The organism is Mameliella sp. MMSF_3455 (genome assembly GCF_030733205.1).
Taxonomy (GTDB): Bacteria; Pseudomonadota; Alphaproteobacteria; order Rhodobacterales; family Rhodobacteraceae; genus Antarctobacter.
Genome location: NZ_JASHJL010000012.1, coordinates 1 through 17,735 on the forward strand (window position 1 = coordinate 1; position 17,735 = coordinate 17,735).

Annotated in this window: 19 protein-coding genes and 1 pseudogene; 12 read left to right on the top strand and 8 right to left on the bottom strand. The window is 64.4% G+C overall.

Going from position 1 to position 17,735, the window contains the following annotated elements:
* Window positions 1-150: 150 nt before the first annotated feature.
* The gene (locus RBB42_RS10755; protein ID WP_305967711.1) at window positions 151-984 is read left to right on the top strand and encodes a bifunctional allantoicase/(S)-ureidoglycine aminohydrolase; all 834 of its coding nucleotides are present in this window, start codon (window positions 151-153) and stop codon (window positions 982-984) included.
* Between the two features lie 142 nt (window positions 985-1,126).
* Here RBB42_RS10755 and RBB42_RS10760 read toward each other — a convergent pair whose 3' ends face one another.
* Genes RBB42_RS10760 through puuE form a run of 3 tightly spaced genes read right to left on the bottom strand, consistent with a single transcriptional unit; the run spans window position 1,127 to window position 4,487 of the window.
* Window positions 1,127-2,542 (bottom strand): uracil-xanthine permease family protein, encoded by a 1,416-nt coding sequence (locus tag RBB42_RS10760; RefSeq protein ID WP_305967712.1) that lies wholly within the window; start codon window positions 2,540-2,542, stop codon window positions 1,127-1,129.
* 50 nt (window positions 2,543-2,592) lie between these two features.
* A complete protein-coding gene (locus tag RBB42_RS10765) occupies window positions 2,593-3,078 on the bottom strand; it encodes an ureidoglycolate lyase (protein WP_305967713.1) in 486 nt (161 codons plus the stop codon).
* A complete protein-coding gene (puuE, locus tag RBB42_RS10770; RefSeq protein ID WP_305967714.1) occupies window positions 3,075-4,487 on the bottom strand; it encodes an allantoinase PuuE in 1,413 nt (470 codons plus the stop codon). The genes RBB42_RS10765 and puuE overlap by 4 nt, the downstream gene beginning before the upstream one ends.
* A 146-nt stretch (window positions 4,488-4,633) precedes the next feature.
* On the opposite strand from puuE, the gene uraH reads away from it, so the two are divergent.
* On the top strand, window positions 4,634-4,990 hold the full coding sequence (uraH, locus tag RBB42_RS10775) for a hydroxyisourate hydrolase (RefSeq protein WP_305967715.1): 357 nt from the start codon (window positions 4,634-4,636) through the stop codon (window positions 4,988-4,990).
* Here uraH and RBB42_RS10780 read toward each other — a convergent pair.
* Window positions 4,975-5,907 (bottom strand): LysR family transcriptional regulator, encoded by a 933-nt coding sequence (locus RBB42_RS10780; RefSeq protein ID WP_305967716.1) that lies wholly within the window; start codon window positions 5,905-5,907, stop codon window positions 4,975-4,977. The genes uraH and RBB42_RS10780 overlap by 16 nt on opposite strands.
* Window positions 5,908-6,007: 100 nt before the next feature.
* On the opposite strand from RBB42_RS10780, the gene RBB42_RS10785 reads away from it, so the two are divergent.
* Window positions 6,008-7,240, top strand: coding sequence for a urate hydroxylase PuuD (locus tag RBB42_RS10785; RefSeq protein ID WP_305967717.1), 1,233 nt, complete (start codon window positions 6,008-6,010; stop codon window positions 7,238-7,240).
* A gap of 12 nt (window positions 7,241-7,252) precedes the next feature.
* On the opposite strand, the gene RBB42_RS10790 is transcribed toward RBB42_RS10785, so the two are convergent.
* Genes RBB42_RS10790 through RBB42_RS10800 form a run of 3 tightly spaced genes read right to left on the bottom strand, consistent with a single transcriptional unit; the run spans window position 7,253 to window position 8,127 of the window.
* Window positions 7,253-7,405, bottom strand: a complete 153-nt coding sequence (locus RBB42_RS10790) for a hypothetical protein (protein ID WP_305967718.1) — start codon at window positions 7,403-7,405, stop codon at window positions 7,253-7,255.
* A 60-nt stretch (window positions 7,406-7,465) separates the two neighbouring features.
* Complete coding sequence (locus RBB42_RS10795; protein ID WP_306043365.1) at window positions 7,466-7,747, bottom strand: hypothetical protein; 282 nt, start codon at window positions 7,745-7,747, stop codon at window positions 7,466-7,468.
* Window positions 7,744-8,127: a hypothetical protein gene (locus RBB42_RS10800; RefSeq protein ID WP_306043364.1), complete on the bottom strand. Its 384-nt coding sequence runs from the start codon at window positions 8,125-8,127 to the stop codon at window positions 7,744-7,746. The genes RBB42_RS10795 and RBB42_RS10800 overlap by 4 nt, the downstream gene beginning before the upstream one ends.
* Before the next feature lie 257 nt (window positions 8,128-8,384).
* Between RBB42_RS10800 and RBB42_RS28110 the strand changes: the two are divergent.
* The 9 genes and pseudogenes from RBB42_RS28110 to RBB42_RS10840 all read left to right on the top strand — a co-directional run.
* Window positions 8,385-8,480, top strand: a pseudogene (locus tag RBB42_RS28110) (helix-turn-helix domain-containing protein); the annotation flags it as partial.
* 484 nt (window positions 8,481-8,964) lie between these two features.
* On the top strand, window positions 8,965-9,831 hold the full coding sequence (locus RBB42_RS10805; RefSeq protein ID WP_305967720.1) for an FAD binding domain-containing protein: 867 nt from the start codon (window positions 8,965-8,967) through the stop codon (window positions 9,829-9,831).
* Window positions 9,828-10,310, top strand: a complete 483-nt coding sequence (locus RBB42_RS10810; protein ID WP_305967721.1) for a (2Fe-2S)-binding protein — start codon at window positions 9,828-9,830, stop codon at window positions 10,308-10,310. The genes RBB42_RS10805 and RBB42_RS10810 overlap by 4 nt, the downstream gene beginning before the upstream one ends.
* Entirely contained in the window at window positions 10,310-12,553 is a 2,244-nt protein-coding gene (locus tag RBB42_RS10815) for a xanthine dehydrogenase family protein molybdopterin-binding subunit (protein ID WP_305967722.1), read from the top strand. Before RBB42_RS10810 ends, RBB42_RS10815 begins: the two co-directional genes overlap by 1 nt.
* Window positions 12,553-12,795 (top strand): MoaD/ThiS family protein, encoded by a 243-nt coding sequence (locus RBB42_RS10820; protein ID WP_305967723.1) that lies wholly within the window; start codon window positions 12,553-12,555, stop codon window positions 12,793-12,795. Before RBB42_RS10815 ends, RBB42_RS10820 begins: the two co-directional genes overlap by 1 nt.
* 75 nt (window positions 12,796-12,870) lie before the next feature.
* Window positions 12,871-14,391: an AMP-binding protein gene (locus RBB42_RS10825; protein WP_305967724.1), complete on the top strand. Its 1,521-nt coding sequence runs from the start codon at window positions 12,871-12,873 to the stop codon at window positions 14,389-14,391.
* A gap of 137 nt (window positions 14,392-14,528) precedes the next feature.
* On the top strand, window positions 14,529-15,320 hold the full coding sequence (locus RBB42_RS10830) for a UDP-2,3-diacylglucosamine diphosphatase (RefSeq protein WP_305967725.1): 792 nt from the start codon (window positions 14,529-14,531) through the stop codon (window positions 15,318-15,320).
* Complete coding sequence (locus tag RBB42_RS10835; protein ID WP_305967726.1) at window positions 15,320-16,540, top strand: BtaA family protein; 1,221 nt, start codon at window positions 15,320-15,322, stop codon at window positions 16,538-16,540. Before RBB42_RS10830 ends, RBB42_RS10835 begins: the two co-directional genes overlap by 1 nt.
* A gap of 4 nt (window positions 16,541-16,544) precedes the next feature.
* On the top strand, window positions 16,545-17,189 hold the full coding sequence (locus tag RBB42_RS10840; RefSeq protein ID WP_305967727.1) for a class I SAM-dependent methyltransferase: 645 nt from the start codon (window positions 16,545-16,547) through the stop codon (window positions 17,187-17,189).
* On the opposite strand, the gene RBB42_RS10845 is transcribed toward RBB42_RS10840, so the two are convergent.
* Window positions 17,186-17,683 (bottom strand): anthrone oxygenase family protein, encoded by a 498-nt coding sequence (locus RBB42_RS10845; protein WP_305967728.1) that lies wholly within the window; start codon window positions 17,681-17,683, stop codon window positions 17,186-17,188. The two genes, RBB42_RS10840 and RBB42_RS10845, sit on opposite strands and share 4 nt — an antisense overlap.
* Window positions 17,684-17,735: the final 52 nt, after the last annotated feature.

Below are 17,735 nucleotides of genomic sequence, written 5' to 3' on the forward strand. Positions count from 1 at the left end.
GATCAGCCCGGCCCCCCGACAACCCTGCTCGAACGGGGAAATCCGGCCCATTATCAAGTTTTCCGGAATAGAGTTGTCGGCATCCACTTGCTGGCCCGTTGTCGGGCGTCAGGCTAGTTTCGGGGAAATCCTAATGTCCCAGAGGCTATTATGACCGCACGCTACTATGCACAGATGGGGGGACATCCTCCTCAAGAGCAGATCATGACGGACCGCGCCGTGTTCACCGACGCCTATGCGGTAATCCCCAAGGGCACGATGCGCGACATCGTCACCAGCTTTCTGCCCTTCTGGGAAGAGACCCGCCTGTGGGTGCTGTCGCGTCCGCTGAGCGGCTTTGCCGAGACGTTTTCGCAATACATCATGGAAGTCGCGCCCGGGGGCGGGTCCGACAGGCCCGAAACCGATCCCGGCGCCGAGGCCGTGATTTTCGTTGTCGAGGGCACGGGCACGCTGACCATCGACGGGACGGCCCATGCGCTGGAACCTGGCAGCTATGCCTTCCTGCCGCCCGCGACCGACTGGACCTTGCGGAACACGGGAGACGCGTTGCTGAAGTTCCACTGGATCCGCAAAGCCTATGAGGCGGTCGAGGGACTGCCCGCGCCCGAGGCCTTTGTGACCAACGAAAGGGACATCACGCCCGCCGCCATGCCCGGCACGGATGGCAAATGGGCGACCACGCGGTTCGTCGACCAGGCTGATCTGCGCCACGACATGCATGTGACCATCGTGACGTTTGAACCGGGCGGCGTGATCCCCTTTGCCGAAACCCATGTCATGGAACACGGGCTTTACGTTCTCGAAGGCAAGGCGGTCTACCGGCTCAACTCCGACTGGGTCGAGGTCGAGGCCGGGGATTACATGTGGCTGCGCGCCTTCTGCCCGCAGGCCTGCTATGCGGGCGGGCCGGGGCGTTTTCGCTACCTGCTCTACAAGGATGTGAACCGGCACATGCCGCTGCGGTTGACGGCGCGCGGCTGATCCGTACCAAGGCGGGACCAAGAAGGGCCGGCATGGTTTCCATGCCGGCCCTTTTATTATGCGATGGATGCCGTCGCACTGCGTGGCACGAAAAAAGGCCCGCTGGACACCAGCGGGCCTTGGTCGTTTCTCGTAGAGTGGATCAGTTCTGCTTCAGCGATCCGTCGCCGTGACCGGCCAAGCCCCCCGAGACCTCCTCGGTCGATTCATCGGCCAGTTCCTGCGGCAAGAGCAGGTTCAGCACGATGGCGATCAGGGCCGCGGGCAGGATGCCCGAGGTTGCCAGGACCTTGACGGTGCTGGGCAGGTACTGCAGCGCCTCGGGTTCGAGTTGCAGGCCAAGGCCCAGCGACAGGGCAATGGCAAAGATCACCATGTTGCGGCGGTTCCAGTGCACGTCCGACAGCATCGAGACACCCGCCGCGACCACCATGCCGAACATCACGATCACGCCGCCTCCCAGGACCTCGATCGGGACCGAGGAGATGACGGCGCCGATCTTCGGCACCAGGCCGCAGAGGATCAGGAAGAAGGCGCCGATGGTGACGACGGTCCGGCTCATGACGCCGGTCATGGCGATCAGACCGACGTTCTGGCTGAACGAAGTGTTGGGGAGGGCGCCGAACAGGCCGGAAATCGCCGTGCCGATCCCGTCGGCAAAGGTCGCCCCCTGGATTTCCTTGTCCGTCGCTTCGCGACCCGCGCCGCCTTTGGTGATGCCCGACACGTCGCCCACGGTTTCCACCGCCGAGACAAAGGACATCAGGCAGAAGCCGACAACCGCCGCGACAGAGAATTCCAGCCCGAAGTGAAGCGGGTTCGGCAGCGCGAAAGAGGCCGCCCGGCCGACGTTGCCAAGATTGACCTGTCCCAACATGAAAGCCAGCGCATAGCCGACCAGCAGGCCCACCAGCACCGCCGAGACCGACAGCATGCCACGGGCAAAGAATTTCAGCCCCAGCGTCACGATGATCACCGTCCCCGCCATCAGCCAGTTGATGCCCGATCCGTATTCAGGTGTTCCGATGGCCGGAACGCCGCCAGCCGCGTACTGGACCCCGACCTTGACCAGGGCCAGGCCGATCATCGTCACCACCAGCCCGGTGACAAGCGGCGGCAGGGCAAACCGGATCTTGCCAATGAAAAGGCCCAGGAAGGCGTGGAAAATGCCGCCTGCCAGGATGCCGCCCATCAGTACGGCAATGGCGTCCACGCCCTTGCCGGCGACCAGCGGGATCATGATCGGGATGAAGGCAAAGGATGTGCCCTGGACGATCGGCAGACGCGCGCCCACCGGGCCAAGGCCGATGGACTGGAACAGCGTCGCGATGCCGGCAAAGAACATCGACATCTGGATCATGTAGATCATCTGCGGGAAATCGGGTGAGTTCGAGCCGAAGCCGAAGCCCGCCGCGCCGCAGACGATGATGGCAGGGGTCACGTTCGAAACGAACATGGCCAGCACATGCTGGATGCCCAGTGGCACCGCCTTGTGCAAGGGTGGGGTGTAATTCGGGTCGCGGAGCTGCGCCGGTGTCCCGATGGATGTGTCGGCCATGATGTTTCCTCCGTTGGATGCGGGTGCCGGCTCCTCCTCCGGCGGCCCGTTCAGGTTTCGATTTCGTAAGGCTCCTCGAACCAGTGTTCTTCCAGGTTCGGACCCTCTCCGATCCGGTCCACAACCGCGAAAAGACCCGGAGCCGCCAGCGGCGTCAGGACGCCGTGCCAGGTTCCGCGGTGAAAGTTGATGGCCTGCCCCGGTGTGGTCAAAAAGGCGCGGGGCCGCCCCGGTTTGCCGTCGTCATCCTTGGCGACGACAACCAGGAAACCGTCCATGCTCATCGGGATGAAGCACTGACTGCCCTCGGGGTGACGTTCGACCATCTCCAGCGACAGGGGCAGGCTGCGCGGTTCTGCCTTGAACAGGCTGACGCCCGGGCGCCCCCCGGCAAAGTCAAGCTGCGCGCGGTCATGGAAACGGCCGCAAAGCCCCTGGTTGATGATCTTGTCGGCCTCGCCCGCCGTGTCGATCACGTCGCCGAAACCGGCAAAGGCCTCGTGGGTCAGGGGGGCTGCGACGATGCTGCGGCTCATGCGGTGAATTTCTCCTCCAGGCGCAATTCGGCGATCCGCTCCACCTGGCGGCAGGCCTCGGCGAATTCGGTGTCGCGGTCATTGGCAACGCGGCGCTTGAAGGCCTCCATGATCGTGGCCTTGGTGTTGTCACGGACCGCGATGATGAAAGGAAAGCCGAACTTTTCGGTGTAGGCGGTGTTCAATTCGGTAAAGGCAGCGCGTTCCTCGTCGGTCAGCGCATCCAGCCCGACAGAGGCCTGTTCCGCCGTCGACTCCGCCGTCAGACGCTTGGCCTCGGCCAGTTTGCCGGCAAGGTCGGGGTGCGCGGTGAGCACGCCCAGGCGCCTGTCCTCGTCCGCGGCACGGAACGCCCGCGCCAGCGCCGAATGCACTCCCGCGGCGGTGTCATGGGTCGGCCCCAGTTCCAGCGCATGGGCACCCTCGGCAATCCAGGGGCTGTGCTCGAAGACGCCGCCAAATTCCGCCACAAAGCTGTCGCGGTCCATGTCGGAGGGGCGTTGGCGGGTCATCGGCGGGTGCTCCTTCGTCCAGTGTTCGGCGATCTGCAGGCGGGTGGCGAACCAGACACCCTCGTGCGATCGCATGTAGTCCAGCGCGCGTTTCAGCGCGGCCATCCGGCTGGGCCGTCCGATCAGCCGGCAATGCAGGCCGACCGACATCATCTTGGGTGCGCCATCCGTGCCCTCGGCGTAGAGAATGTCGAAGGAATCCTTCAGCATCGCCTCGAACGGGTCGCCGTGGGTAAAGCCGGCCTGGATCGCAAAGCGCATGTCATTGCAATCCATAGTGTAAGGCACGATCAGCTGGTCGCGGCCATTCGCCCGGTGCCAATAGGGCAGATCATCCGCGTAACTGTCTGAAATATAGGCGAACTGACCTTCTTCTGCGGCAAGATCGACCGTGTTCATGGAGCACCGCCCCGTGTACCAGCCGCGCGGCGGCGTGCCGGTGACCTCTGTGTGCAGTGCGATCGCCTCGCGAATCTGCGCGCGCTCCTCTGCCTCGGTCATGTCCTTGTGTTCGATCCACTTCAGCCCGTGGCTGGCGATTTCCCAACCGGCCTCTTTCATGGCCTTGACCTGTTCCGGGGCCCGAGCCAGTGCCGTTGCGACGCCGTAGACGGTCACCGGCAGGTCGCGCAGGGCGCGATGTACCCGCCAGAACCCGGCGCGCGCGCCGTATTCATAGATCGATTCCATGTTCCAGTGGCGCTGCCCCGGCCAGGGCTGCGCCCCGGTGATTTCAGACAGGAAGGCCTCGGAGGCGGGATCGCCATGCAGGGTGCAGTTCTCGCCGCCTTCCTCGTAGTTCAGAACGATCTGGACGGCGATCCTGGCGCCGCCCGGCCAATTTGCGGCGGGCGGCGTGGCGCCATAGCCGGTCATGTCTCTTGGATAACGTGTCACTTCTGCCCTCATCGAATTTGGGCATTCATAAACCAGAATAATCGGGCGGTTTTTCAAAAAGCGTTTGAAGGAGCCTTAAGCCCCGCAAGTTTTGCACCAGGGGGCGAACCCGCCTTATAAGACGGCAAGCAAGGGAGTTTGCAGCAATGGCCGGATACCTGACGACCCATGTTCTCGACACTGCGCGCGGGTGCCCCGCAGAGGGCATCAAGATCGCCCTTTACCGGGTTTCAGGAAACTCGCACCGGAAGATCGCCGAGACCGTAACCAATGACGACGGCCGTACCGATGCGCCGATCCTTCCGGCGGAGAAATTCAAGACCGGCACTTACGAGCTGGTTTTCTTTGCCGGCGACTACCTGCGTCGGACCGGACAGGCGAACGACGAGATCCTGTTTCTGGATCAGGTGCCCATTCGCTTTGGCATGTCGGATCCCGACGCCCATTATCATGTCCCGCTGTTGCTGTCGCCTTTCGGCATGAGTACCTATCGCGGCAGCTGAACCCGCTTTTCGGCGTCGCGGACGACGGCGCCGATGCGGTCTATCACGAATTCCATGAACATCCGTGTCTTGGGGTCCTGCCTGCGCCGATGGGTAAACAGGCAGGCCATCTGGATGGGCTCCGGCGGCGTCTGCGTCGCGACGGGAACCAGACGACCGGCTTCAAGGTGATCCGCGATCTCGAAGATCGGCTTCAGCGCGATTCCATGTCCCCCAAGCGCCCAGTCGGTCAAAACGTCCCCGTCATCGGATTCGTAGCGGCCCGCGATCGGGAATTTGCGCACACCCTCCGGGGTCTTCAGCCGCCACTGGAATTCGGTCGCGCCGGGAAAGCGCAGGTTCAGGCATTCGTGCCCCTTTTCCAGGATCTCGTCGCCGGTCATCGGCGTGCCGCGCGCCTCCAGGTAGGACGGCGCGGCGCAGAGCACCCTTTCGACATCCGAAATCTTGCGGATGCGCAGGTTGCTGTCCTCTGGCTGGCCAAGAAAGAACGCCAGGTCCAGGCCCTCGGTCGTCAGGTCGACCTTGCGGTCGGTCAGGCGCAGGCGCACGTTGACCTCCGGGTAGGTTTCCAGGAAGTCCGGGACCTGTGGTGCGATCAGGCGCCGTCCGACCCCCAGAGGGGCCGCCACGAACAGCGATCCCTTGGGGTTCTCGGTGATGCTGACCACCTGAGCCTCGGCGTTCTCGACCGATTCCAGTATCTCGCAGGCACCGCTGTAAAACGCCCGACCATGTTCCGTGGGTGTCAGGCTGCGCGTGGTGCGCTGGAACAGCCGAACGCTGAGATGTTCCTCAAGTTGGGATATTCGTGATGAAGTTACAGCCGGTGAAATGCGCAAGTCCCGCCCCGCTGCCGACATGCTGCCGAGTTCATAGACACGCACGAAGGTGCGGATATTGTCGAGATAGGACATTGTTCTGCTATTTTTGATGCTGCTTGGTATTCGGCAGCGATACCAGAACAATTTGGCTCCGCATAGTCTGCGGAGGATTCGACCCTTTAGGAGGCTTGCCATGTACGACCTGGCCATCATGTGGGATTGGGCGGCCTTTGCCGTTCGCTGGCTGCATGTCATCACTGCCATCGCCTGGATTGGCTCATCGTTCTATTTCATCGCGCTGGACCTTGGCCTGCGGAAGGTGCCGCATCTGCCTGTCGGCGCACATGGCGAGGAATGGCAGGTCCACGGCGGCGGCTTCTATCACATCCAGAAATACCTGGTCGCGCCCGAGCAGATGCCGGACCACCTGACCTGGTTCAAATGGGAAAGCTACGCCACCTGGCTGTCCGGCGCGGGGCTCTTGATGATCGTCTACTGGGTCGGCGGAGAGCTGTTCCTGCTGGACCCGACCAAGGCGGACCTGTCGTTGTGGCAGGGCATCCTGATCTCGGCCGCGACGATCGGTGTGGGCTGGCTGCTGTACGATTTCCTGTGCAAGTCGAAACTGGGCGATTACCCGACCGCCATGATGCTGGTGCTGTTCCTGATCATCGTGGTGATGAGCTGGGGTCTGAACCAGGTGTTCACAGGACGCGCCGCGCTGCTGCATCTGGGGGCCTTCACGGCGACGATCATGACGGCCAACGTCTTTTTCATTATCATGCCGAACCAGCGCATCGTGGTGAAGGACCTGCAAGAAGGCCGCACCCCCGATCCCAAGTACGGCAAGATCGCCAAGCTGCGATCGACGCACAACAACTACCTGACCTTGCCGGTCATTTTCCTGATGCTGTCGAACCACTATCCGCTGGCCTTTGCCACCGACTACGCCTGGATCATCGCCAGCCTCGTGTTCCTGATGGGGGTCACCATCCGGCACTACTTCAACTCGATGCATGCCCGCAAAGGTCAGCCGAACTGGACCTGGGCCGTCACGGTGGTGCTCTTCATCGTCATCGCCTGGCTGTCGACCGCGCCGATGCTGGACACCTATGACGAGGCCGAGGCGCGCCCGCTCTCGCCCTATGAACAGCAATTCGCCTCGGCCGAGGGGTTCTCGGAGGCCTACGACGTGGTTCTGGGCAACTGCTCGATGTGCCATGCGCGTGAACCCGTCTGGGACGGCGTGCTCTGGCCGCCCAAGGGCGTGGTGCTGGAGACGGAGTCCGACGTGGCCCGCCATGCCAAGCAGATCTTCCTGCAGTCCGGGGTGAGCCACGCGATGCCGCCGCCCAACGCGATCTCGACCATGGATGCCGAAAGTCGCGCAACGATCGTGGCATGGTACCGCGACGCGACGCGCTGACGCCGCTGTCGTTCAGGCGGCGGGGTTCAGCGCCAGGCGCTTGAGCGGGATGCCCCTGTCGGCGGCGGCTTCGGGTCGCGGTGAAATCCCGCCATCGATCAGGACGATGTTGCTGCCAGGCATGAGGGGCTGCGGTTCGGCAGGTGAGATCAGTGGGCTTTCCATGAGGTCAGTTCTTTCCAGTTGGCAAAGTGAGAGGGGGCGGCGGCCTACATCGGGTCGCCGTCATTCATGGGTCATCAGCTTGAGTTTCATGCCTTCGGTCTCGTCCGCGTGGGCGATGGCCATGCCAGTCTCGTCCTCGCCGACGACCGAGAACATGACGCCGAACCAGCCATTGGCCAACAGATTCGACATCCAGGGCAGGGCGCCCTTGACGCGATAGCCGCCGTCGACGCGGACCGCCTTGAGCTTCAGTCTTTCGATCTCGGCAATGGCCTTCATCGGGTCCGACACGCTGGGGCCGCCCTGGATCTCGCCGGTGCCCCAGGCGGCAGTGATGCTCAAATCGCCTTCCAGCTGCAGTTCCAGCTTCTGCACAGTGATGTAGCGGCCACCGCATTGGCGTGCAGACCGACTGCGATGCAGGATCTCAGCGCGGTCGGCGAGGCCTCGGAGGGGTTCGGCGCCGTGCCGTCGCCCAGCAGGGCCGGCGACAAGCCGCGAGTAATCCAGCGTGTCGCGGACATCGTTGATCGCGTAGCCAAGCCCGGAGGTGACGCCGAAGTATTCAGACCGGTCAATTTTTTGGTCATGAAATCAGGTGGACTGCCCGTATTCGGGCTAAGGCATTTTGCAGTCAGGTAAAAACGCGGATTTTTTGAGCGGTTCAGGCGGATGGAAACCTTGTCGATATATGTTTGAAAATGCGTATCCGCCAGAATCACCCAGATGCCGCGAAATGTGCCTCTGTCACCGCGTCAGTGGAAAATCGGACCAATCTGTCTTGTATTTGCCTCCTGATGCGGGACGCGGGTATCGGCTCGTCCGCGCGCGACGGGCGCGGGCCGCAAGCGAAAGGTGCCGCACTGGATGATGGACTGAACGAGGTCTGCCTGGATGACAGCGGCGGCTGGAGCTTTGCGTCGATGCAGGCAAGGAACGCGCGTGACCGCATCATGAGCTCGGTCTCGCATCTTTTTGCAGCCACGGGTTCGACGCCAAGAGGATCGACGCCATCCTGGACCGGGCAGGCACCGCCAAGGCGCCGCTCTATCATCACTTCCGCTCCAAGGAATAGCTGATCTCGGCGGTTTTACAGGCCGAGGGCGACACCTGGCGTGATTGGTTCTTCTGGCGGCTGTCTCAGGTCGAAGGGCCTGCGCGCAACCGCCTGCCTGCGGTTTTCGACGTGCTGGAGGACCGGGTCGCCGCTCAGCATTCAGGCGACCCCAACTTTGCCCGCACGGCCCGGCGACTGGCGGACTGCCACCTGGATACGGTTCTGGCTCGGACGGGCCGAGAGCTTTTGCGCGACGCGGCGGCCTTCTCTGTTTGCGGTGCCTTGCCCTTTGCTGCTCGGACTGCATAACATTGCGGCCGAGACGACTGTCCGGGCTGCCCGGCCTCCGCCCTCTTGGTGAATTCCAACTGGCGGCGAACTGAATGGGTGCTTAGATCTTGTAATTGACAGCCATGAACGGTGGGCGCGAAAACGGCGCGACACCCGGCATATCCGCGACGGTCATGCACAGCGCCGCGGCAACCGACAAAGGGAGGTGACCTTGCGATATCACACACCAACGACATTCGAGGATGCCGCGCAACTGGCCGCACGGGCCAAGGGGCTGACGCGGTTTCTGGCCGGGGGCACCGATGTGCTGGTCCAGATGCGGGCCGGCATGGTGCAGCCGGATGACCTGATCGACCTGAAAAAGATCGCCGGCGTTTCCGAAATCACGGCCACGGACGATGGCGGCTGGCGCATCGGAGTCGCGGTTCCGGGCATCGCGCTGGGCGCGCATGAGGGGCTGTGCGCCGACTGGCCCGGCGTGGTCGAAGGGATGGAGCTTGTCGGCTCGACCCAGATCCAGGGGCGCGCGACGCTGACGGGCAACCTCTGCAACGGATCACCTGCGGCGGATTCGGTGCCCGGGCTGGTCGCGGCGGGCGCCTCTGTCGAGATCACCGGACCGGATGGAACCCGCACAGTGCCGGTCGAGGACATCCCCGTCAGCCCCGGCAAGACCGCTCTGGAGGCCGGAGAGCTGATCTCGGCCATCCTGCTGCCGCCGCGCGGCCAGAACGCGGGTGACGCCTACCTTCGGTTCATCCCGCGCACGGAAATGGACATTGCCGTGGTCGGCAGCGCGGTCAGCCTGCGCCTTGACGGCGACACCGTGTCCGACGCCCGCGTTGCGCTGGGCGCCGTCGCACCAACGGTCAAGCTGGTGCCCGAGGCGGCAGAGGCCATCATCGGAACCACATTGGATGAATCGGCGCTGGAGGCACTGGCCAAGGCGGCCAGCGCCGCCTGTTCGCCCATCGACGACAAACGCGGCACCGTTGCCTTCCGGACGGAGGTGGCCGGCGTGCTGACAAAACGGGCGGCGTTGATCGCCAAGGCCCGCGCAAAAGGAGACACCGCATGAGCAAGGTTCATGTCACCACGAGCGTGAACGGCGACGAGGTCGAGTTCCTGGCCGATCCGCGCGAAACGCTGTTGGATTGCCTGCGCGATCACATCGGCCTGACCGGCTCGAAAGAGGGCTGCGGCACCGGCGACTGCGGTGCCTGTTCTGTCACGCTGGACGGCGCGCTGGTTTGTTCCTGCCTCGTCCTGGGGGTCGAGGCGGACGGCAAGCGCGTCGAGACCATCGAGGGCATGGCAGACGGCGCAGAGCTGCACCCGCTGCAGCGCAAGTTCATCGAACATGCGGCCCTGCAGTGCGGTTTCTGCACGCCGGGCATCCTGGTCGCGGCGAAGAAGCTGTTGGAAACGAACCCGAACCCGACAGAGGAAGAGGTCCGCTACTGGCTGGCGGGCAACCTCTGCCGCTGCACCGGGTATGACAAGATCATCCGCGCCGTCATGGATGCGGCTGCGGAACTTCGGCAGGAGGCTGCGTGATGGCAAAGGACGAGTTCAAGGAATTCAAGCTGGTCGGCACGCGCCCCGATCGCCCGGACGGTCTGGACAAGGTCACGGGCCGCGCGCGTTACGGTGCCGATATCTCGGCGCCGGGAATGCTCTGGGCCGCGGTGCTGCGCAGCCCGCATGCCCATGCGCGGATCGTCAAGATAGACACGTCGAAGGCCGAGGCCCTGAGCGGCGTCAAGGCGGTGATCACGCGGGCCGATTTTCCCACCGGGCTGACCGGCGAGGACTGGAACCTGCAGGAAAACACGATGGCCGGGGAACGCGCGCTTTATGACGGTCATGCCGTCGCCGCCGTCGCCGCCACGTCCAAGCTGCGGGCCGAAGAGGCCGTGCGCCTGATCGAGGTCGAATACGAGGTCCTGCCCCATGTCATCGACGTGGACGATGCGATCAAACCCGACGCGCCGGTGATCCGCGAAGGCGCAGCCGACGCCACGGTGCCCGAGGGCATGCCACCCAACGTCGTGCGCTACATGGAGTTCGGCCGCGGCGACGTGGAAGCGGGCTTTGCCGAGGCTGATCTGGTCATGGAAAAGACCTACAAGACCGAGGCCACGCACCAGGGTTATATCGAACCGCACGCCTGCATGGGCCAGATGGGCGCCGACGGCAAAGGCGAGATGTGGGTCTGTACCCAGGGCCAGTGGTTCATCCGCAAGATGTGCGCCGCCGTGCTGGGGCTGGAAACCTCTCAGCTGCGCGTGACACCGTCCGAAATCGGCGGCGGCTTTGGCGGCAAGACCACCATCTTCATGGAGCCGCTGTCTCTGGCGCTGTCGAAGAAGGCGGGTGGCAAACCGGTCAAGCTGGTCATGAGCCGGTCCGAGGTGCTGCGCGCCACCGGACCGACGGCCTCGGCCTCGATGGACGTCAAGATCGGCATGAAGAAGGACGGCACCATCACTGGCGCCCGGGCAGAGTTCCGGATGCAGGGCGGCGCCTTTCCCGGCTCTCCGGTGGACATGGCGCTGTACTGCTGCTTTGCGCCCTACAAGCTGGAGAACGTCGAACACATTGGCTATGACGTGCTGGCCAACCGTCCGAAATGCGCCGCCTACCGCGCGCCGGGGTCGCCGATGGGCGCCTTCGCGGTTGAAAGCCTACTGGACGAGATGTGCCGCGAACTGGACGTCGACCCGCTGGAAATGCGCCTGAAGAACGCGGTGCGCGAAGGCGATACCGCCAGCTACGGGCCGAAATACGGCTCCATCGGGCTGGTCGAGACGCTGGAGGCGACCAAGGCGCATCCCAACCTCTCTATCCCGCTGGGGCCGAACCAGGGCAGGGGGATCGCAGCCGGGTACTGGTTCAACCACAATGGCGAGACCTCTGTCAGCCTTGCGATTTCCGAGGACGGGACCGCGCAGGTGTCGGTGGGTACGCCGGACATCGGCGGCAGCCGTGCCTCGATCGCGCTGATGACGGCGGAAACACTGGGCATCCCCTACGAGGACGTGCGCGTGAACGTGGTCGAAACCGGCGCCCTGGGCGTGAACGAGCCGACCCACGGCAGCCGTGCGACCTTTGCCAGTGGCAAGGCCGCGGTGGTCGCGGCGGGCCATGCCATCACCGAGATGTGCAAGCGCGCGGCGAATGAATGGGGCATCGATCCCGAGGCCGTGGAATGGGTCGACGGTGCGGCGCAGCCGGCGGGTGACAACGCGGGGAAATTCCCGCCCATGACCATCGCCGAGATCGCGGGCAAGATGGGATCGACCGGCGGGCCGATCTCGGGCCACCACGAATCCGTGCCCGAGGGCGTCGGCGCCTCGTTCGGCTGTCACGTCGTCGATGTCGAGGTCGACCCGGAAACCGGGCGCACCACGATCCTGCGCTACCTGGTCGTGCAGGACGCGGGTCGCGCCATCCACCCCGCCTATGTCGAGGGCCAGTACCAGGGCGGTGCCGCGCAGGGCATCGGCTGGGCCCTGAACGAGGCTTATATCTATGGCGAGGACGGGCGTCTGCAGAACTCGGTCTTCCTGGATTACCGCGTGCCGGTGGCCTCTGACCTGCCGATGATCGACACGGTCATCGTCGAGGTGCCGAACCCGGGCCACCCCTACGGCGTGCGCGGTGTGGGCGAGACCGGCATCACGCCGCCGCTGCCCGCCATCGCCAACGCAATCCAGGAAGCAACCGGCGCGCGCCTTTGCGATCTGCCGATGTCGCCGCCCAAAGTGCTGGCGGCGATCAAGGCAAAGGGGGGCTGATGGTTGCCATCAACCTTTGGTCCAGCCTGACACGTTTTACCGAGGGCGCCCGCGTGGTCGAGGTCGAGGCCGAGACTGTCGGCGGCGCACTGGATAGGTTGGTCGCGGACTATCCGGGGCTTGAACCGATCATCGAGGCAGGCGTTTCGGTCGTCGTCGACGGTGAAGTCGCTCCGAACCGGCATACCAAGGTGCCCGAGGGTGCTGAGGTCGTGCTGATGCAGCGGCTCAAGGGCGGTTGAACCAGTCAGCCGGATAATGGCCCCCGCCGGAGCGATCCGGCGGGGGCATTTCGTTTCGAGGGGGGAGACCGTGGCATGAACCCTGCCGAATGGCTGAACCGCACTGCGACCCGCTGGCCCGCGCGTCCGGCGCTGTTCAAGGGCATGGCCTGCGATGCGGAATACGGCGCCTTTGCCGCCCGGGCTGCGGGCATTGGCGCGGCTCTTGCGGCGCGCGGGATTGGTCGCGGCGACCGGGTGGCGCTTTTCATGGCGAACCGCACCGAGTACCTAGAGGCGCTCTATGGCGTCTGGTGGGCCGGGGTCGCCGCGGTGCCGATCAACGGAAAACTGCATCCGCGCGAAGCGGCCTGGATCGTCAAGGACGCGGAGGCGGCGCTGGTCTTTACCGATGACAAGAGCGCCAAAGCACTGACGGGGATGAGCCCGGCGCCGATGATCTCGACCGAGGGTGTTGAGTTTCATGACTTGCGCGCAATGGCCTCTTTGGGCGGCCCTGCATCCCTGGCCCGGGATGACATGGCCTGGCTGTTCTATACCTCCGGCACGACCGGACGCCCCAAGGGGGTGATGATTACCTGCGAAAACATCGCCGCCATGACGATGAGCTATTTCGCGGATGTGGACGACGTACATGCGGAGGATGCGATCCTTTATGCCGCCCCGATGAGCCACGGTGCCGGTCTGTACAACTTCATGCATGTGCTGCGCGGGGCCCGTCACGTTGTTCCCGAAAGCGGCGGGTTCGACGCTGGGGAAATCCTGCGGATCGCCCCCGAAATCGGTCCCGTGTCGATGTTCGCTGCGCCCACGATGGTGCGCCGGCTGGTGGACGTGGCCAAGGCAAACGGCAGTACCGGCGAGGGCTTGCGCACCGTGGTCTATGCCGGAGGACCGATGTACGAGGCGGATATTCTGGAGGCGGTTCAGCAAATGGGGCCGCGTTTCGTGCAGATCTACGGGCAGGGGGAATGCCCGATGGGAATCACCGCCCTGCCGCGTGCAGACGTGGCTGACCGCCGGACGCCGGGCTGGCGCGCACGGCTGAACTCTGTCGGGCGCGCGCAAAGCCTGGTCGAGGTCGCGATCCTGGACGACGAAGGCGCGGAACTGCCCGCTGGCGAAGTGGGGGAAATCGCTGTGCGCGGTGCCACCGTGATGCCCGGCTACTGGCGCAATCCCGAGGCCACGGCAAGCGCGCTGCGCGACGGCTGGCTCTGGACCGGCGACATGGGCCGCATGGATGCCGAGGGCTATGTGACCCTGCACGACAGGTCCAGGGACATGATCATCTCTGGCGGGTCGAACATCTACCCGCGCGAGGTCGAGGAAGTGCTGTTGGCGCATCCCTCGGTCAGCGAGGTTGCCGTCGTTGGCCAACAGGATCCGGAATGGGGAGAGGTCGTGGTGGCCTTTGTCGTCTGCCAGCCCGGACAGATCGTGGATTCGTCGGAACTGGACAGGCTCTGCCTTGACCGGATTGCGCGGTTCAAGCGTCCGAAATACTACCGCTTTGCCGAGGCGCTGCCCAAGAACAACTATGGCAAAGTGCTGAAAACAGACTTGCGCCGTCAACTTGCGGAGGAGGACGGCTGAAGCGGCCAGATCGCCGCAGGTGGGCAGGCTTCACAGGAACGCAACAAATCTGTCACCTGGGTGAAGCACTGAAGGCCTAGGCGCTGCCGGAACGCGAACAACAAGCTGGCAGACCGGTGTCCGACCGCACGATCTTCTTGTCCGATGTCCATTTGGGAACCCGGGGCTGCCGGGCCGAACTGCTTGTCCAGTTCCTGAACAAGCACGACGCCGAGACACTCTACCTGGTCGGGGATATCTTCGACGGGTGGCGGTTGCAGCGCGGCTGGCACTGGCCGGAGGCGCATAACGACGTCGTGCAGGCGGTGCTGGAAAAGGCGCACAACGGCACCCGCGTCGTGTTCATTCCCGGCAACCACGACGAGGTCATGCGCAACTACTTCGGCGTCCATTTCGGGGGCATCGAGGTCAAGAACCAGGACGATTTCCGCGCCGCCGATGGCAGGCGTTACCTGGTGACGCATGGCGACGAATTCGACGCGGTAGTGATGAACGCCAAGTGGCTGGCCCACCTGGGCGACAGCGCCTACGCCATGCTGATCTGGCTGAACCCCCGGATCAACCGGGTCCGCCGCCTGTGGTCCCGCCGCTACTGGTCGCTGTCCAAGTGGAGCAAGCAGCAGGTCAAGCAGGCGGTCAACTACATCTGCAAGTTCGAGGAAGTGCTGGCCCAGGACGCGCGCCAAAAAGGCTATGACGGGGTGATCTGCGGCCATATCCACCACGCGGCGATCCGCGACATCGGCGAGATCCGCTACATCAACACCGGCGACTGGGTCGAAAGCTGCACCGCGATCATCGAGAACCACGCAGGCGAGATGCGGCTGGTCGACTGGGAAGCCCGGAACAACCGTCAACACATGCTGAAACAGCGCGCCAGACGCCGGGCCCGAAACGGCCAGAAAAGACAGACCAGACAGGAAGCATGATGAGCGACACGACCAGCGAACTGATCGGGGAAGCGGTCTACCAGAACCGGTCCTTCTCACTCGCGTCCCTGTCCGACCGGGTCTTTGCACGGCTGTTCCGGGGATTGGTCTATCCGCAGATCTGGGAGGATCCGGTCTGCGACATGACAGCCTTGAACCTTGGCCGCGAGGATCACGTCGTCTGCATCGCCTCGGGCGGCTGCAACATGATGAGCTATCTGACCGCGCGGCCCGCATCGGTCACCGCGGTGGACCTGTCGCCCTGGCACGTCGAGTTGAACCGGCTGAAACTGGAGGCCGCGCAGCGCCTGCCCGATCACGCGAGTTACTACGCGCTGTTCGGCCATGCGGACAGGGCGGAAAACCCGGCGCTGCTGGATCGCTACGTCTTGCCCTACCTTGACCCGCAGGCGCGCGCCTTCTGGAACGGGCGCGAGCGTTTCCGCCGCCGCAAGTCCATGTTTGCACGCGGGTTCTACCGTTTCGGCGTGCTGGGCACCTTCCTGGGGGCGGTGCATCTCGTGGCGCGGATCGGCGGCGTGGATTTCACCCGGCTTCTGAACGCCCGGACGCTGGACGACCAGCGCGCCTTTTTCGAGGACGAGATCAAGCCGCTCTACCGTTCGCGCCTTGTCCGGTTTGCCGCCCGACGCCGGGCCTCGCTGTTCGGGCTGGGCATTCCCCCAGCGCAATACGACAAGCTGGCCGCCGACGCCGATGGCGACATCGTCAAGGTGCTTGAGGAACGCACGCGCAAGCTGTTTTGCGACTTCCCGATCGGCGAGAACTACTTTGCCTGGCAGGCCGCCAATCGCGGCTACAAGGAAGACGGCACCGGCCCTGTGCCCCCATACCTGGAAAAGCGGAATTTCGAGGCGCTGCGCGCCACGGCGGGCCGCGCGACGGTGCTGAACCGCTCCATCACCGATGTGCTGGCAGAGGCCCCGGCAGCGTCGAAATCGGTCTATGTCCTGCTGGATGCGCAGGACTGGATGACGGACGACCAGCTGGCCGCCCTGTGGCGCGAAATCACCCGCACGGCCATGCCCGGGGCGCGGGTCCTTTTCCGCACCGGCGGTGGTCCGGACATCCTGCCCGGGCGGGTCCCGGCAGAGCTGCTGGATCAGTGGGCCTACGACGCCACCGCGTCAGAGCGCGCCTGTGCCGAGGATCGCTCGGCAATCTACGGCGGCGTCCACCTCTATCGTCGGAAGGCGTGAGCGGATGAGCGAGGTCGCGGATCACGGGCGGCTGATGGACGATGTCTATCGCTACCAGCGTCTTTTCTACGACATCAGCCGCAAGTACTATCTGCTGGGCCGTGACCACCTGATCGCCAACATGCAGGTCCAGCCGGGTGACCGGGTGCTGGAAGTGGCCTGTGGCACCGGGCGCAACCTGGCCGCGATCCGCAAGCGGCATCCGCGCGCACTGCTCTTCGGGCTGGATATCTCGGACCAGATGCTGATCTCCGCGCGCCGCAAACTGGACGGCGCGGCGCGTCTGGCACAGGCCGACGCCTGTTCTTTCGACCCCGAGGCGCTGTTCGGTGAGGCGCAATTCGACCACATCGTGTTCTCCTACAGCCTGTCGATGATCCCCGACTGGCAAGGCGCGCTGGACGAGGCCATGCGCCACCTGGCCCCGGGCGGCACCCTGCATGTCGTGGATTTCGGCGACCAGGGGCGCCTGCCGGACTGGTTCAAACGTGGTTTGCGCGGCTGGTTGGCGCGGTTCCATGTCACGCCGCGCGATACATTGGGGGCGGCGTTGCAGGAGATGTCAGAAGGCACCGCAGCCCTGAGCGCATGCAGCCTGTACCGGGGCTATGCGGTTTACGGCCGTCTGACCCGCCCATCGGGCCGCTAGGGCGCCCCGGCCATCCAGATCAGGGCGGTCATCAACAGGACAGAGGACAGCGCACAGGCAATTGTCCGTACCGTGTTCCAGAAGGTCCAGCGGGTCAGGTAGGTCCCGGTCCAATACTCCTGCGCCGTTGCGCCGGTCGGATCCATTGCCGCCAACCGCTCGTTCATCGGCACGTTGCGGATCACGGTGACACCGAAACACCCGACCAGGTAGACCAGCCCGGCAAGCAGGATCAGCCTGTCGGCAGGGGTGTCCAGGCTCAGCACGGCAAATCCCGACAGCAGCAGCGACACGGGGGCCATCCCCATGAAGAGGATCATGAAGACCCAGCGGAAGACCTCGCGGTTGATGACCTGCATGGCCTCGACGCCGCCGGACCCGCTGGTCCGGGAAAGCGAGCGCATGATGAAATCGGAGAAGGCCAGGAAAACGCCGGCCAACAGGGCATAGGCAAGAATGGCGCCCTGCAGGAGGGCCAGGAAGATCGTCGTCATGTCAGGGGTCCTTTTTCAGGCAATCTCGGGGCGGGACGGCAGACACCGTCCC